General features: G+C 65.2%; 14 protein-coding genes. 11 read left to right on the forward strand and 3 right to left on the reverse strand.

The window, feature by feature from the left end; translation table 11 throughout:
* Positions 1-59: 59 nt before the first annotated feature.
* A complete protein-coding gene (gene glpD, locus V3B41_RS18160; protein ID WP_329861760.1) occupies positions 60-1547 on the reverse strand; it encodes a glycerol-3-phosphate dehydrogenase in 1488 nt (495 codons plus the stop codon).
* A gap of 192 nt (positions 1548-1739) precedes the next feature.
* A complete protein-coding gene (locus V3B41_RS18165) occupies positions 1740-2375 on the reverse strand; it encodes an OmpW family outer membrane protein (RefSeq protein WP_005411140.1) in 636 nt (211 codons plus the stop codon).
* 186 nt (positions 2376-2561) lie between these two features.
* Here V3B41_RS18165 and V3B41_RS18170 point away from each other — a divergent pair, with 186 nt between their 5' ends.
* The 3 genes from V3B41_RS18170 (at position 2562) to lpdA (ending at position 6873) form a co-directional block, all read left to right on the forward strand.
* Complete coding sequence (locus tag V3B41_RS18170; RefSeq protein WP_197620385.1) at positions 2562-3077, forward strand: DNA-deoxyinosine glycosylase; 516 nt, start codon at positions 2562-2564, stop codon at positions 3075-3077.
* Between the two features lie 167 nt (positions 3078-3244).
* Positions 3245-4957: a dihydrolipoyllysine-residue acetyltransferase gene (gene aceF / locus V3B41_RS18175; RefSeq protein ID WP_100443694.1), complete on the forward strand. Its 1713-nt coding sequence runs from the start codon at positions 3245-3247 to the stop codon at positions 4955-4957.
* A gap of 107 nt (positions 4958-5064) precedes the next feature.
* Complete coding sequence (gene lpdA / locus V3B41_RS18180) at positions 5065-6873, forward strand: dihydrolipoyl dehydrogenase (RefSeq protein ID WP_329861761.1); 1809 nt, start codon at positions 5065-5067, stop codon at positions 6871-6873.
* A 438-nt stretch (positions 6874-7311) separates the two neighbouring features.
* Here lpdA and V3B41_RS18185 read toward each other — a convergent pair whose 3' ends face one another.
* Positions 7312-8130, reverse strand: a complete 819-nt coding sequence (locus tag V3B41_RS18185) for a hypothetical protein (RefSeq protein ID WP_049429263.1) — start codon at positions 8128-8130, stop codon at positions 7312-7314.
* A gap of 459 nt (positions 8131-8589) precedes the next feature.
* Between V3B41_RS18185 and V3B41_RS18190 the strand changes: the two genes are divergently transcribed.
* From V3B41_RS18190 to atpD, 8 genes are all read left to right on the forward strand, one after another.
* The gene (locus V3B41_RS18190) at positions 8590-8955 is read left to right on the forward strand and encodes a hypothetical protein (protein WP_014648497.1); all 366 of its coding nucleotides are present in this window, start codon (positions 8590-8592) and stop codon (positions 8953-8955) included.
* A gap of 31 nt (positions 8956-8986) precedes the next feature.
* Positions 8987-9787: a F0F1 ATP synthase subunit A gene (atpB, locus tag V3B41_RS18195; protein ID WP_010481316.1), complete on the forward strand. Its 801-nt coding sequence runs from the start codon at positions 8987-8989 to the stop codon at positions 9785-9787.
* Between the two features lie 73 nt (positions 9788-9860).
* A complete protein-coding gene (atpE, locus tag V3B41_RS18200) occupies positions 9861-10166 on the forward strand; it encodes a F0F1 ATP synthase subunit C (RefSeq protein WP_005411133.1) in 306 nt (101 codons plus the stop codon).
* A 106-nt stretch (positions 10167-10272) separates the two neighbouring features.
* On the forward strand, positions 10273-10743 hold the full coding sequence (locus tag V3B41_RS18205) for a F0F1 ATP synthase subunit B (protein WP_005419512.1): 471 nt from the start codon (positions 10273-10275) through the stop codon (positions 10741-10743).
* Between the two features lie 2 nt (positions 10744-10745).
* Positions 10746-11273, forward strand: a complete 528-nt coding sequence (locus tag V3B41_RS18210; RefSeq protein WP_005411131.1) for a F0F1 ATP synthase subunit delta — start codon at positions 10746-10748, stop codon at positions 11271-11273.
* A gap of 44 nt (positions 11274-11317) precedes the next feature.
* Entirely contained in the window at positions 11318-12865 is a 1548-nt protein-coding gene (gene atpA / locus V3B41_RS18215; protein WP_005419511.1) for a F0F1 ATP synthase subunit alpha, read from the forward strand.
* A 97-nt stretch (positions 12866-12962) separates the two neighbouring features.
* Positions 12963-13826, forward strand: a complete 864-nt coding sequence (gene atpG / locus V3B41_RS18220; protein WP_006471334.1) for a F0F1 ATP synthase subunit gamma — start codon at positions 12963-12965, stop codon at positions 13824-13826.
* Positions 13827-13864: 38 nt separating this feature from the next.
* Positions 13865-15271: a F0F1 ATP synthase subunit beta gene (gene atpD, locus V3B41_RS18225; RefSeq protein WP_049429233.1), complete on the forward strand. Its 1407-nt coding sequence runs from the start codon at positions 13865-13867 to the stop codon at positions 15269-15271.
* Positions 15272-15318: the final 47 nt, after the last annotated feature.

Below are 15318 nucleotides of genomic sequence, written 5' to 3' on the forward strand. Positions count from 1 at the left end.
GGCTCCCCCCGCCCCCGGCCGCCCCCACTGCCCCCCCCCCCGCCCCGCCGCGCCCGCCTCTACAGGGTGGGTTGCCCCATCCACGCCTGTAGCCGGGCCACCTGGGCGGCGTCCAGCCGCAATCCCAGCTTGCTCCTTCGCCACAGCACGTCTTCAGCGCTACGCGCCCATTCGTGGTCACGCAGGAAGGTGACCTCGCGCGCGTGCAGGCCCGCACCAAGGTCCTCGCCAAGATCTTCCAGGCCGTGCGCGCCCTGCAGCAGCGCAGCACTGCGGCTGCCGTAGGCCTCGGCCCAACGCTGCGCCGTACAGGAGGGCAGCCACGGTGCCAATGCCTGCAGGCGGGAGTACGCCTGCGCGGCGTCGCCCCAGTCGCTGCCCGGCAGCGGGTGGCCCGCTGCTGTCCATGCCGGTCCCATCTGCAGCAGGGCAGGGCGCAGCAGCTCCAGCGCTTCTTCGGCCAGCACCCGGTACGTGGTCAGCTTGCCGCCCAGCACGTGCAGTGCAGGCGCCGGGCCGGACTGCAGTTGCAGGCGGTAGTCACGGCTCAGCTTCGCTGCACGCGGGTCCGGATCGGCCAGCAACGGGCGAACCCCTGCGAACTGCCAGACCACGTCTTCCGGGGTGATGGGTTCGCGCAGGTAGCGATTGGCGGCCTCGCACAGATAGTCCACTTCGGAAGGCAGCACGCTGCATCGGGCCGGGTTGCCGCGGTAGTCGGTGTCGGTGGTGCCGACCAGCAGGTGGTCGTGGGCGAAGGGCAGCAGGAACACCACGCGGCCATCGGGTTGCTGAAGCAGGCAGGCACTGTCGTCGGGCCAGGGCCGGCGCAGCACGATGTGGCTGCCCTGTACCAGGCGCAGGGCAGGGCCGCCATCGCGCGCCTGCATCCGTTCCAGCAGGCCTCCTGCCCAGGGACCGGCCGCATTGGCAACGGCGTGGGCGATCACCGTTTGCTGCCGGCCGTCGGTGGCTTCCAGCGTGGCCTGCCAACGGCCCTGCACAGGGCGCAGTTCGACGCAGCGGCTGCGCACATGCACCCGTGCGCCACGCTGGGCGGCGTCCAACGCATTGAGCAGCACCAGCCGCGCGTCGTCGACCTGCGCATCGGCGTAGCTGAAGGCCTGCCGCAGATCCGGGGAGAGCCAGGGGCCGAGCGGGTCGCGTTGCAGGTCCAGTGCGCGCGAGGCGGGGAACGCCGGGCTGCGCCGGCCGAGACGGTCATACAGCCACAGGCCCGTGCGCAGCATCCAGCGCGGTCGCAGGTGGGGTTCCCATGGCAGTACGAAGCGCAACGGACGGACCAGATGAGGGGCCTGCCGGCGTACCACTTCGCGTTCACCCAGTGCCTTGCGCACCAGTCCGAACTCGCCCTGTTCCAGGTAGCGCAGGCCGCCGTGGATCAGCTTGCTGCTGGCGCTGGAGGTGTGCGCGGCCAGGTCATCCTGCTCGCACAACAGCACCTGCAGGCCGCGGCCGGCCGCATCACGGGCGATGCCAGCGCCGTTGATGCCGCCACCGATCACCAGCAGGTCGACTTCGTGCATCGTGCCTCCGTGTCCTGTTCATGTAGAGCCGAGCCCATGCTCGGCTGCTTTCTGGGTGGCCGGGCAAGCTCGACTCTACAAAAAAGCAGCCGAGCATGGGCTCGGCTCTACAGGCGGAACGCAGGTGACGGAAACGACGACGGGCCCCGCAGGGCCCGTCGCGTTACATCAATGAAGCCGGTACTGCCTGGATCAGAAGCGGGCGCCGATGCCGAAGCCGACGGTCCACGGATCCATCTTTGCTTCGCCGATCTTCTCGCCGCCGACCTTCACGTCCGGACGCGAACGCATGTAGCGGGCATCGGCACGGGCGAACCAGGTGGAGTTGATGTTCATGTCCACGCCGACGGTGCCGATCACACCCTTGGCATCCTTGAGGCGGATGTCGGAGCTGCTGCCGTCAGCCAGCGTTTCATTGCTGAAGCTGGACTGGTAGTAGCCCACGCCCACGAACGGACGGAACACGTTGTCAGCCTGGCCGAAGTGGTACTGGCCGCTCAGCGCGACCGGCTGCTGCTCGACGTTGCCCAGACGGGCATTGTTCGGGCCCTTCACCTTGTGGTCGAACTTGTCGGCGGCGCCCCACAGTTCAACGGCCCAGTTGTCGTTGATGTAGTAGCTGAAGCTGACGGTCGGCGCCGGACCGCCATCGACCTTCTTGATGCCGTCGATCGGATCATTCTTCGGCTGCAGCAGCGCGACGCCGCCAACCACGGCAAAATGCTTGCCCGAAGCGGTATCGGTGGAGCTGCTGTCCTGGGCGAAAGCGGCCGGCGCGAAGGCGGCGGAGGTCAGCAGGGCGAGACTCAGGATACGGATGGAGCGCATGGGGGTATCTCCTAGTGTTTCTTGTTTTGGGCCCCCGGTTGCGGGGCGAGCACACCGTAGTCGCCTCAACATGAATCGAATCCGACGCGCGTTAAAAAATAGTTTTCCTTGTTCAGCGAGCAGTGCGAAAAGCCTGTTTCCATGGGGTTTTCCGCGCGTGCCGACATTCATGCAGTTGGAGAAGATGTGAGCGAAGCAACGTTGTGCACCGGCCTGCAAGCGCAGGTGAACGTGCAATGCCGGGTGCTGTTGCTGGGCTCGATGCCGGGCGCGGCGTCATTGCAGGAGCAGCGCTACTACGCCCATCCACGCAATCGTTTCTGGCCGCTGATGGCTGATATCTGCGGGTTTGATGCGGGCCTGCCGTATGCACAGCGGTTGCAGGCAGTGCAGGCGGCAGGTGTCGGCCTGTGGGATGTCATCGGCCAATGCGAACGTCGCGGCAGCCTGGATGCGCACATCGTGCGCGGCACGGAAGTACCCAATGCGCTGCCGGCATTGATCGCCTCCCTTCCTGAGCTGGAGCTGATCGGTTGCAACGGCGGTGCATCGATGCTGGCGTTCCAGCGCTGGGTGCTGCCATGGCTGGAGGCCCCACCCCGGCTGATGGCGCTGCCTTCCACCAGCCCGGCCAATGCGGCCTGGTCGTTGCCGCGCCTGCGTGTGGCCTGGCAGCCGGTGGCCGACGCGCTGGCGACATGAAGCGGACATCGTCCGGACAATACGCTACCGACTGGTCGCGGCCGCACCCCATGGGCAACAGCCTGTCCCGGCTGCGTGCGTACTGAAAACACCTGTAACGGTTGGCGCTGGCCCCCGCTGGCCGCACAATAGACGTTTCCCTACACCAGATTGCCGGAGTTATCCCCATGGCCGAAATCAAGGAAGCACTTGTCCCCGATATCGGTGACTACAGCGATATCCCGGTAATCGAGGTGCTTGTCGCCGTCGGCGACACGGTCAAGAAGGACCAGGGCCTGGTGACGCTGGAAAGCGACAAGGCGACCATGGAAGTGCCGTCCTCGGTGGCCGGTGTGGTCAAGGAACTGAAGGTCAAGGTCGGCGACAGCCTGTCCGAAGGCAAGGTCGTGGCCCTGATCGAAGTGGCCGAAGGCGAAGCCGCCAAGCCGGCGGCGGCTGCGCCGGCACCGGCCAAGGCCGCTGCCCCGGCTGCTGCTACCCAGAGTGCGCCGGCCCCGGCCGCAGCTGCGCCGGCCGCTCCGGCCGCCAGCGGCGGTGCGGTGGAAGCGCTGGTGCCGGATATCGGCGATTACTCCGGCATTCCGGTCATCGAAGTGCTGGTGGCCGTGGGCGACACGGTCAAGAAGGACCAGGGCCTGGTCACCCTGGAAAGCGACAAGGCCACCATGGAAGTGCCGTCTTCGGTGGCCGGTGTGGTCAAGGAGATCAAGGTCAAGGTTGGCGACACTCTGTCGCAGGGCAATGTGGTCGCCATCATCGAAGCCGAAGGCGCTGCCGCGCCGGCCCCGAGCAAGGCCGCTGCGGCCGCCGCTCCGGCCGCTGCCGAGACTGCTACCAAGGTTGAGCCGGTCGCCGTTCCGGCCCAGCCGGACAAGCTGGCCGCCCGCGAGATCGCCTCGGCCGGTGCTCCGTCCAGCCCGCCGGTGCAGTTCAACGCCGATGGCGTGCTGCCGGCAAAGGTGCCGTACGCCACCCCGGCCGTGCGCGTGTTCGCCCGCGAGCTGGGCGTGGACCTGCTGCAGATCAGCGGCACCGAGAAGGGCGGCCGCATCACCAAGGGTGACGTGCAGAAGTTCGTCAAGGCCGCCCTCAGCGGTGGCGTGCCGGCGGCTGCCGGTGGCGCCGTTGCTGGTGGTGGTGGCCTGAACCTGCTGCCGTGGCCGAAGGTCGACTTCAGCAAGTTCGGCGAGACCGAAGTGCAGCCGCTGTCGCGCATCAAGAAGATCTCGGGCGCCAACCTGGCCCGCAACTGGGCGATGATCCCGCACGTCACCCAGTTCGAACAGGCCGACATCACCGATCTGGAAGGCCTGCGCGTGGCGCTGAACAAGGAAAACGAGAAGGCCGGCATCAAGCTGACCATGCTTGCCTTCCTGATCAAGGCCAGCGCCGCTGCGCTGAAGAAGTTCCCGGAATTCAACGCCTCGCTCGATGCCAGCGGTGAAAACCTGACCCTGAAGAAGTACTTCCACATCGGCTTCGCCGCCGATACGCCGAACGGCCTGGTCGTGCCGGTCATCCGCGACGTGGACAAGAAGGGCGTGGTGCAGATCGCGCAGGAAACCGGCGAACTGGCCAAGAAGGCGCGCGATGGCAAGCTTGGCCCGGCCGACATGAGCGGCGGCTGCTTCTCGATCAGCTCGCTGGGTGGCATCGGTGGCACCGCGTTCACCCCGATCGTCAATGCACCGGAAGTGGCCATCCTCGGCGTCTCCAAGTCGTCCATCCAGCCGGTCTGGAACGGCAAGGAATTCGCACCGAAGCTGATGCTGCCGCTGTCGCTGAGCTACGACCACCGCGTCATCGACGGCGCCCTGGCCGCACGCTTCACCACGTACCTGTCGCAGGTACTGGCCGACATGCGCCGCGTGCTGCTGTAAGGCACCGCTTCGCCCCCACCGTGCGGCCGCTGCCCCTGGCGCGGCCGCGTGAACAGATGCAGTGACAGCCCGCCGGCCATGCCGGCCGGGCACGAGGAAAACCCACCATGGCCACGATTGAAGTCAAGGTTCCCGACATCGGCGATTACAGCGATGTGCCGGTGATTGAAGTGTTGGTCGCCGTCGGCGACACGGTGAAGAAGGACCAGGGCCTGGTGACCCTGGAGTCGGACAAGGCCACCCTGGAAGTGCCGTCCTCGGCCGCCGGCGTGGTCAAGGAAATCAAGGTCAAGCTGGGCGACACCCTGTCCGAAGGCGCCGTGGTCGTGCTGCTGGATGCCGAAGGCGCCGCCGAAGCCCCGGCCAAGGCCGCCGCGCCGGCCCTGGCTGCAGCCGCCCCGGCCAGCAAGCCGCCGGTGACTCCGTCGCACCGCGCCCCGGCCGAGCCGGCGGCACCGAAGCCGGCGCTGTCCAGCGGCAAGCCGGCCGACATCGAATGCGAAATGGTCGTGCTGGGCTCGGGCCCGGGCGGCTACACCGCCGCCTTCCGCGCCGCCGACGTCGGCCTGGATACGGTGCTCGTCGAGCGCTACGCCAGCCTCGGCGGCGTCTGCCTCAATGTCGGCTGCATCCCGTCAAAGGCGCTGCTGCATGCCGCCGCGGTGATCGACGAAGTCGCCCACGCCGGTGATTTCGGCGTCGAGTTCGGCAAGCCGACCATCACCCTGGACAAGCTGCGCCAGTACAAGGAAAAGGTCGTCAACCAGCTGACCAAGGGCCTGGCCGGCATGGCCAAGCAGCGCAAGGTCCGCAGTGTGCAGGGCGTGGGCAAGTTCGTTTCCGCCAACGAGCTGGAAATCACCGCCGCTGACGGCAGCACCCAGCTGCTGCGCTTCCAGAAGTGCATCATCGCCGCCGGTTCGCAGGCGGTGAAGCTGCCGAACTTCCCGTGGGACGACAAGCGCGTGATGGATTCCACCGACGCGCTGGAGCTGGCCGACGTGCCGGCCTCGCTGCTGGTCGTCGGCGGCGGCATCATCGGCCTGGAAATGGCCACCGTGTATGGCGCGCTGGGCAGCAAGGTCACCGTGGTCGAGTTCATGGACCAGCTGATGCCGGGCGCCGACAAGGACCTGGTCAAGCCGCTGGCCGACCGCCTGAAGAAGCAGGGCATCGACGTGCACCTGAAGACCAAGGCCTCGGGCGTCACCGCCGATGCCAAGGGCATCACCGTCACCTTCGAAGCCGCCGAGGAAGGCCAGGCGCCTGCGTTGGCGCAGGGCACCTTCGACCGTGTGCTGGTGGCCGTGGGCCGCTCGCCGAACGGCAAGAAGATCGATGCCGAGAAGGCCGGCGTGCAGGTCACCGACCGTGGCTTCATTCCGGTTGACCGTCAGATGCGCACCAACGTGCCGCACATCTTTGCCATCGGCGACATCGTCGGCAACCCGATGCTGGCGCACAAGGCCACGCACGAGGGCAAGCTGGCCGCTGAAGTGGCTGCCGGCCACAAGAAGGAGTGGGTGGCGCGCGTGATTCCGTCGGTGGCCTATACCAACCCGGAAATCGCCTGGGTCGGCGTGACCGAGACCGAAGCCAAGGCCAAGGGCCTGAAGGTGGGCGTGGCCAAGTTCCCGTGGGCCGCCAGCGGCCGCGCGATCGGCATCGGCCGTACCGAAGGCTTCACCAAGCTGATCTTCGACGAAGAGACCCACCGCATCATCGGTGGCGCGATCGTTGGCGTGCATGCCGGCGACCTGCTGGCCGAGATCGGCCTGGCCATCGAGATGGGTGCGGAAGCCGAAGACATCGGCCACACCATCCACGCGCACCCGACGCTGAGCGAATCGGTGGCGATGGCCTCGGAAATCTACGACGGCACGATCACCGATCTGTACATGCCGAAGAAGAAGTAGGGCGCCCGCGCCGTTCCAAACGAAAAGCCCCGGTTCCTGCCGGGGTTTTTTTGTTGGCTGCAGGAATATCTTCGGCTGTTGTCATCGCGAGGGTCCGGGCCACTGCGCGGGTGGCAGGCATTTCGACAAATGTCCCCCGTCGCCCGCCTGCGGCGGTCGCCTCCTCCTTTACTTTGTCCAAACGCCTGCCACCCGCGTAGCGGCTCGGCTTGCGGACGGTCTAGCCGCAGAGCCACTGCAACAGCCGCCGTGATGCCCAGCTTCGGTAGAGTCGACTGTTAGTCGACTTGCGCGCGCAGCGCGGGTTCTTCCGCATCACGACTGAAAGCAGTCGACTAACAGTCGACTCTACCCATAGCTCCGCGTCGCAAACAAAAAAGCGCGGCCCCGATGTTCAGGAGGCCGCGCCAGGAGAGAGCGTGTGGAAGGAGCGGGGGATCAGAACACGAAGCTGACGCCTGCCACCGGGCCCTTGAATTCCTGCTTCAGGCCGATGGTGCCGTCGCTGCCCTTCTTGTCCGCATCGAGCTTGAACCAGTCGTAGCCGGCGAACACGCCGAAGTTCTTGGTGAAGCGGTAGTCGACGATGGCGTTGGCGCGACTCAGGTCGCCCTTGTAGTCGTCGAAGCTGCCCCAGCGCGTGTTGAGGTACTGGCCCTGCAGCGTGATCATCCACTTCTCCGACGGAGTGAAGCTCAGTCGTGCGCCGACCACCGGTGCTACGCCGTCGGTCTTTTCGTTGAGGAACTGGCCTTCGTAGACGGTGCCCAGATCCGCGTATGCCTTGGTGCTGACCTTGGCGTACTCGGCACCCAGCTGCAGGCCGAGATCGAAGGTGTCGGTGTCCACCACCGAGTAGTCATAGACCAGGCTGGCCACCTGGTACTTCAGCTCGCCCTTGACGAAGCTGCCGGACGGCACGTTGACGTCACCGAAGGAAATGTCCTGGCCGAGGGTCTCGCGACGGTCCTTGTCGTACTTGAAGTAGTTGAACAGCAGGCGCTGGCGGTTGCTGATGCGGAACATGCCGTCGATGCGCGGCTCCCATTCCTTGCCCCCCAGCTTGAAGTCCTCCGAGAAGCCGATGTCCTGGCCGGCGACGTTGGTCTTGCCACGCAGGGTATTGTCCGAGTCGATGTTCATCGCACCCAGGCGCAGGGCGAAGCGATCATCGCCTTCGGCGGCGTGGGCGGCAGTGGCGAACGAAGCGCCGGCGGCAAGCAGGGAGAGGGCGAGCAGGGTGGGAACGGAGCGCATCGAAGAGTCCTTGCAGTGGTTCATCAGAATGAAATCCACTGTGCCGGACAGGCGCGTCCACCATCCGTGAACGTATGGTCCACGCGATGTGCACGGTTCAGCGCTGTCGCCACGATGCAAAAAGATGGCCCCGGAGCCGGGCTTCGGGGCCATCGTGGGACCTGCGGGGCGGAGCGTCGACGAGGTTGCTGCAGGCAGGTCGAAAGATCGGACCGGTGCGTTGGGCGAAAGTTCCGCCGGATGCGACCAAAGTTCAATATTGCGCCGCAGCATCATACGGACGTCATTGTCCCCCGGGTGGCACGCAAAAATGTAACCGTTACCGCAACTTGCGGCTTCCCGGGATGAACAGGCAGCGGTTGTCTCGCAAATTGTCCCATTGCTATAATTTGGCGGCTCGATGAGGCCCCCCTGCTGTAGCCGCCTCAGCCCTCCACTTGCAACCACGCGGGACGTCCTGTGCTGAACTCCGTTGATGCGGGTCGGCGACTGATGCTGCGCGCCGCGGTCTACCCGCTGGCCGCGGTCGCTGTCCTGGCCCTGGCCTTCCTGCTGGTGGGTCCGAAATACGCCCTCGGCGCGCTGGCGTCCGGTGTGGCCATTTCGGCCGGTGGCTGGGTGGCGGCGCGGATGGCACTGGGCGGGGGAGCGGTGGCAGCAGGATCGGCGATGGCTCGCCTGATCATTGCGATCGTAGCCAAGTGGGTCGTGGTTTTCGGCGTCCTGCTGGTGGGGTTCCTGGTCTTCAAGCTGCCTGCATTGGCGCTGTTGGCCGGTATCGCCGTCGGCTTGATGTTCCAGGTCCTGGCGATGGCCAGGCGTTGACAGAATTCAATTAACTGAAGGTTCCGGACACATGGCGGGCGAGGCTCTAACCCCTACCAGCTACATCCAGCATCACCTGCACAACCTGACCGCGCCGGTCGGCAAGGGTGAGGGTATGTTCTGGCATATCCACGTCGATACCTTCCTCACCGCGGTCCTGATGGGCCTGGTGATCGTTGTCGCGTTCTGGCTGGGCACCCGCAAGGCCACCGCCGGTGTGCCGGGCAAGTGGCAGGCCTTCGTGGAAATCTGCCTGGAGTTCGTCGACCGCCAGGCCAAGGACACCTACCACGGCAAGAGCAAGCTGGTCACGCCGATCGCCATCACCATCTTCTTCTGGATTCTGCTGATGAATCTGCTGAAGATGATCCCGGCCGATTTCATCGCCAAGCCGCTGGAATGGGTGGGCGTGCACTACTGGAAGCCGGTCCCGACCGCTGACGTCAATGCCACCCTGGGCATGGCCATCAGCGTGTTCTTCCTGATGCTGTTCTTCGCACTGAAGTCGAAGGGCCTTGGCGGCTTCATCAAGGAATTCCTGACGGCGCCGTTCGGCAAGTGGATGATGCCGTTCAACCTGATCCTCAACATCGTCGAGTGGCTGAGCAAGCCGATCTCGCTGGCGATGCGACTGTTCGGCAACATGTTCGGCGGCGAAATCGTGTTCCTGCTGATCTGGGTGCTGGGTGGTGCCGGTTTCTTCGGTGCCATTGCCGGTGGTGTGTTCGGCCTCGGCTGGATGCTGTTCCACCTGCTGGTGATCCCGCTGCAGGCCTTCATCTTCATGATGCTGTCGATCGTGTACCTGAGCCTGTCGGAAGACGCTCACTGAGTTTCAAGCTTCAACGCGTTTCAACCTTCATCCGTTTCATCACCCTTAGCAACTTAAGTTCCTGGAGATAACCATGTACTTCGCCGTCCTGACCAACTTCGCGCAGATTCAGAGCTCCACCGCCCTTGCCGTCGGCATCATGATCGGCCTGGCCGCGCTGGGCGCCGGTCTGGGTCTGGCCATCATGGCTGGTAAGTTCCTGGAGTCGGCCGCCCGCCAGCCGGAACTGATCCCGGTCCTGCAGGTCCGCATGTTCATCACCGCCGGCCTGATCGACGCCGCGTTCATCATCTCGGTCGCCGTCGGCCTGCTGCTGGCCTTCGCCAACCCGCTGTCGGCTGCCTTCGCTGGCGCCGTCACCAAGGCTCTGGCCGGCTGATACAGCGGTTTGAGACGACCGGGTGCTGATGCACCCGGTTTCGGATGAAGGCCGGATGCGCCGCTACGGCGGCGCGTCCACCCCGAAACCAGCGATCGAGCTAACCATGAATATCAATTTCACCCTTCTTGCGCAGGCGCTGGCCTTCGCTGGTCTGATCTGGATCATCGCGACCAAGATCTGGCCGCCGCTGATGAACGCGATCGAAGAGCGCCAGCAGAAGATTGCTGAAGGCCTCGCTGCTGCCGACCGCAGCCAGAAAGATCTGGCCCAGGCGCAGGAGAAGGTCAACGAAGCGCTGAAGGAAGCACGCACCAAGGCCAACGAGATCATCGATCAGGCCCACGCACGTGCCAACCAGATCGTCGATGCTGCCCGCAACGAAGCGATCACCGAAGCCACCCGTCAGAAGGAACTGGCCCAGGCTGAAATCGACGCCGCCGCCAACCGTGCCCGTGAAGATCTGCGCAAGCAGGTGTCCGCGCTGGCCGTGACCGGTGCCGAAAAGCTGCTCAAGCGCGAAATCGACGCCAACGCCCACAAGGCGCTGCTCGACGAGCTGGCCTCGGAGATCTAAGGATGAGCCAGGCCCTCACGCTTGCCCGCCCGTACGCCCGCGCCGCGTTCGCGACCGCGCGCGACGAAGGCGCGTTCGCGCCGTGGTCGGACGCCCTGGCGTTCTCCGCCCACGTCGCCGCCGACCCGCGCGTGGCGGCCCTGCTCGCCAACCCGGAGCTGGGTCGTGACGACGCCGTCGCCCTGCTGGCGCCGGTGTCGCACGGCGAGACCTACTCGCGCTTCCTGGCCATCCTGGCCGAATCGCATCGTCTGCCGCTGCTGCCGGAAATCTCCGGCATGTTCGACGCCCTGCGCGCCGAAGCCGAGCACGTGGTCAAGGCCACCGTCACCTCGGCCGCCGAACTGTCGGCCGGTGAACTGGACGCGATCAAGGTCGCGCTGCGCAAGCGCTTCAACCGCGAGGTCGACGTGACCACCGCGGTCGATGCCTCGCTGATCGGCGGCGCCGTGATCGACGCCGGCGACGTGGTCATCGATGGTTCGCTGAAGGGCAAGCTGGCCCGTCTGCAGACCGCGCTCGCTAACTGAATTCATTTAACGTCCGGCCCCGCTGCCGGCACTAGGACTTGACGATGGCAACCACGCTCAACCCCTCCGAAATCAGCGAACTGATCAAGAACCGCATCGAGAAGGTCAAGCTGGCCGCGGAATCGCGCAACGAAGGCACCGTGACCAGCGTGTCCGACGGCATCGTGCGCATCTTCGGTCTGGCCGACGTGATGCAGGGCGAAATGATCGAACTGCCGAACAACACCTTCGCACTGGCCCTGAACCTGGAGCGCGACTCGGTCGGCGCCGTGGTCCTGGGTGACTACGAGCACCTGCGCGAAGGTGACGTCGCCAAGACCACCGGCCGCATCCTGGAAGTGCCGGTCGGTCCGGAACTGCTGGGCCGCGTCGTGAACGCGCTGGGCGAGCCGATCGACGGCAAGGGCCCGCTGGGCACCGACCTGACCGCTCCGGTGGAGCGCGTTGCTCCGGGCGTGATCTGGCGCAAGTCGGTCGACCAGCCGGTGCAGACGGGTTACAAGTCGGTCGACTCGATGATCCCGATCGGCCGTGGCCAGCGCGAGCTGATCATCGGCGACCGCCAGACCGGCAAGACCGCGATGGCGATCGATGCGGTGATCAACCAGAAGGGCACCGGCATCAAGTGCGTGTACGTTGCGATCGGCCAGAAGGCTTCGACCATCGCCAACATCGTGCGCAAGCTGGAAGAGAACGGCGCGCTGGCCCACACCATCGTGGTGGCCGCGACCGCTTCCGAATCGGCTGCCATGCAGTACATCAGCGCCTACTCGGGCTGCACCATGGGTGAGTACTTCATGGACCGCGGCGAAGACGCGCTGATCGTGTACGACGATCTGTCCAAGCAGGCCGTCGCCTACCGCCAGATCTCGCTGCTGCTGAAGCGCCCACCGGGTCGTGAAGCCTACCCGGGTGACGTGTTCTACCTGCACTCCCGTCTGCTTGAGCGCGCAGCCCGCGTGTCCGAGGAGTACGTCGAGAAGTTCACCGAAGGCAAGGTCACCGGCAAGACCGGTTCGCTGACCGCGCTGCCGATCATCGAAACCCAGGCCGGCGACGTGTCCGCCTTCGTTCCGACCAACGTGATCTCGATCACCGACGGCCAGATCTTCCTGGAAACCGACCTGTTCAACGCCGGCATCCGCCCGGCCGTGAACGCGGGTATCTCGGTGTCGCGCGTCGGTGGCTCGGCCCAGACCAAGATCATCAAGAAGCTGTCGGGCGGCATCCGTATCTCGCTGGCCCAGTACCGCGAGCTGGCTGCGTTCGCGCAGTTCGCCTCGGACCTGGACGAAGCGACCCGCAAGCAGCTGGAGCGTGGCCAGCGCGTCACCGAGCTGATGAAGCAGAAGCAGTACGCGCCGATGTCGATCGCCAACCAGGCGCTGTCGATCTACGCCGTCAACGAGGGTTACCTCGACGACGTGCCGGTCAACAAGCTGCTGGCGTTCGAAGAAGGCCTGCACGCCCACTTCGCCAACACCCAGGGCGAGCTGATCAGCAAGGTCAACGCCACCGGCGGTTGGGACAACGACATCGAAGGTGCCTTCAAGAAGGGCATCGCCGAGTTCAAGACCACCGGCAGCTGGTAATCGCGGTCCTGTAGAGCGGAGCCGCTGGCTCCGCTGGACCAGATGACAAACGGTTGAACAACGCGGGGCATCAGCCCCGCGCCACGGGAAACAAGAGATGGCAAGCGGACGCGAAATCAAAACCAAGATCAAGAGCGTGCAGAACACCCGCAAGGTGACGCGCGCCCTGGAAATGGTCTCGGCCTCCAAGATCCGCAAGGCGCAGGATCGGATGAAGACCTCGCGTCCGTACGCGCAGGCGATGAAGCAGGTGATCGGTCATCTGGCCCAGGCCAGCACCGACTACCAGCATCCGTTCCTGGTCGAGCGCGAGCAGGTCAAGCGGGTCGGTTTCATCGTGATCTCCTCCGATCGCGGCCTGGCCGGCGGCCTGAACAACAACCTGTTCCGCAAGATGCTGGGCGAAGCCAAGGCATGGCAGGACAAGGGTGCTGAAGTGGACCTGGTGACCATCGGCCAGAAGGCATCGACCTTCTTCCGACGCGTGAAGGTCAACATGGTCGGCAGCGTGACCCACATCGGCGACGTGCCGAAGCTGGAATCGCTGATCGGTGTGATCAAGGTCATGCTCGACGCCTTCACCGAAGGCAAGGTCGACCGTGTGTACCTGGTCTACAACCGCTTCGTGAACACCATGACGCAGAAGGCCAGCTTCGATCAGCTGCTGCCGCTGCCGCCGGCTGAGAAGCAGGTCGCTCACCACGACTGGGATTACCTGTACGAACCCGATGCCGCGACCGTGCTGGAGCACGTGATGACGCGTTACATCGAGTCGCTGGTGTACCAGGCACTGCTGGAAAACGTCGCCTCCGAGCATGCAGCACGCATGGTTGCGATGAAGGCGGCGAGCGACAACGCCAACAAGCTGATCGGCACCCTGCAGCTCGTCTACAACAAGGCGCGCCAGGCAGCGATCACCCAGGAAATCTCCGAAATCGTCGGCGGCGCGGCAGCAGTCTGACCGCGTTCGTTCAAAGCACACATTTAGAGGATGCAGCAATGAGTCAGGGCAAGATCGTTCAGATCATCGGCGCGGTCGTCGACGTCGAATTCCCGCGTGAGTCGGTGCCGAAGGTGTACGACGCGCTGAAGGTCGACAACACCGAAATCACCCTTGAAGTCCAGCAGCAGCTGGGCGACGGCGTGGTGCGTACCATCGCCCTCGGTTCCACCGACGGCCTGAAGCGCAACCTGGTCGCCACCAACACCGGTCGTGGCATCTCGGTGCCGGTCGGCGCCGGCACCCTGGGCCGCATCATGGACGTGCTCGGCCGTCCGATCGACGAAGCCGGCCCGGTGGCTGCCAGCGACAACTGGGAAATCCACCGTGCGGCGCCGTCGTACGAAGACCAGTCCCCGGCCACCGAGCTGCTGGAAACCGGCATCAAGGTCATCGACCTGATGTGCCCGTTCGCCAAGGGCGGCAAGGTCGGCCTGTTCGGCGGCGCCGGCGTCGGCAAGACCGTCAACATGATGGAGCTGATCAACAACATCGCCAAGGCGCACAGCGGTCTGTCCGTGTTCGCCGGCGTGGGTGAGCGTACCCGTGAGGGCAACGACTTCTACCACGAAATGAAGGACTCCAACGTCCTCGACAAGGTGGCGATGGTGTACGGCCAGATGAACGAGCCGCCGGGCAACCGTCTGCGCGTCGCCCTGACCGGCCTGACCATGGCCGAGTACTTCCGCGACGAGAAGGACGAAAACGGCAAGGGTAAGGACGTCCTGCTGTTCGTCGACAACATCTACCGCTACACCCTGGCCGGTACCGAAGTGTCGGCACTGCTGGGCCGCATGCCGTCCGCCGTGGGTTACCAGCCGACCCTGGCCGAGGAAATGGGCGTCCTGCAGGAGCGCATCACCTCGACCAAGAATGGCTCGATCACCTCGATCCAGGCCGTCTACGTTCCCGCGGACGACCTGACCGACCCGTCGCCGGCGACCACCTTCGCCCACCTGGACTCGACCGTCACCCTGTCGCGTTCGATCGCCTCGCTGGGTATCTACCCGGCCGTCGATCCGCTGGACTCCACCAGCCGCCAGATGGATCCGCTGGTCATCGGCCACGAGCACTACGACACCGCCCAGCGCGTCCAGCAGACCCTGCAGAAGTACAAGGAACTGAAGGACATCATCGCGATCCTGGGCATGGACGAACTGTCCGAAGAGGACAAGCAGGCCGTGTCGCGCGCCCGTAAGATCGAGCGCTTCTTCAGCCAGCCGTTCCACGTGGCCGAAGTGTTCACCGGTTCGCCGGGCAAGTACGTGCCTCTGAAGGACACCATTCGTGGCTTCAAGGCCATCGTCGATGGCGAGTACGACCACCTGCCGGAGCAGGCGTTCTACATGGTCGGCGGCATCGAAGAAGCGGTCGAGAAGGCCAAGAAGATGGCCGAGAAGGCCTGATCCGGGGCGGGCGGGAGCGATCCTGCCCGACCTGACGCCGGCGCCGG

Source organism: Stenotrophomonas sp. SMYL89 (genome assembly GCF_036319985.1).
Taxonomy (GTDB): domain Bacteria; phylum Pseudomonadota; class Gammaproteobacteria; order Xanthomonadales; family Xanthomonadaceae; genus Stenotrophomonas; species Stenotrophomonas maltophilia_Q.

What these genes read in the sequence shown, in the direction of transcription:
- glpD (WP_329861760.1), bottom strand. Translation starts at nt 1,547, where the DNA reads ATGCACGAAGTCGACCTGCTGGTGATCGGTGGCGGCATCAACGGCGCT.
- V3B41_RS18210 (WP_005411131.1), top strand. Translation starts at nt 10,746, where the DNA reads ATGAGCCAGGCCCTCACGCTTGCCCGCCCGTACGCCCGCGCCGCGTTC.
- atpD (WP_049429233.1), top strand. Translation starts at nt 13,865, where the DNA reads ATGAGTCAGGGCAAGATCGTTCAGATCATCGGCGCGGTCGTCGACGTC.
- V3B41_RS18185 (WP_049429263.1), bottom strand. Translation starts at nt 8,130, where the DNA reads ATGCGCTCCGTTCCCACCCTGCTCGCCCTCTCCCTGCTTGCCGCCGGC.
- lpdA (WP_329861761.1), top strand. Translation starts at nt 5,065, where the DNA reads ATGGCCACGATTGAAGTCAAGGTTCCCGACATCGGCGATTACAGCGAT.
- V3B41_RS18165 (WP_005411140.1), bottom strand. Translation starts at nt 2,375, where the DNA reads ATGCGCTCCATCCGTATCCTGAGTCTCGCCCTGCTGACCTCCGCCGCC.
- atpA (WP_005419511.1), top strand. Translation starts at nt 11,318, where the DNA reads ATGGCAACCACGCTCAACCCCTCCGAAATCAGCGAACTGATCAAGAAC.
- atpB (WP_010481316.1), top strand. Translation starts at nt 8,987, where the DNA reads ATGGCGGGCGAGGCTCTAACCCCTACCAGCTACATCCAGCATCACCTG.
- V3B41_RS18205 (WP_005419512.1), top strand. Translation starts at nt 10,273, where the DNA reads ATGAATATCAATTTCACCCTTCTTGCGCAGGCGCTGGCCTTCGCTGGT.
- aceF (WP_100443694.1), top strand. Translation starts at nt 3,245, where the DNA reads ATGGCCGAAATCAAGGAAGCACTTGTCCCCGATATCGGTGACTACAGC.
- atpE (WP_005411133.1), top strand. Translation starts at nt 9,861, where the DNA reads ATGTACTTCGCCGTCCTGACCAACTTCGCGCAGATTCAGAGCTCCACC.
- atpG (WP_006471334.1), top strand. Translation starts at nt 12,963, where the DNA reads ATGGCAAGCGGACGCGAAATCAAAACCAAGATCAAGAGCGTGCAGAAC.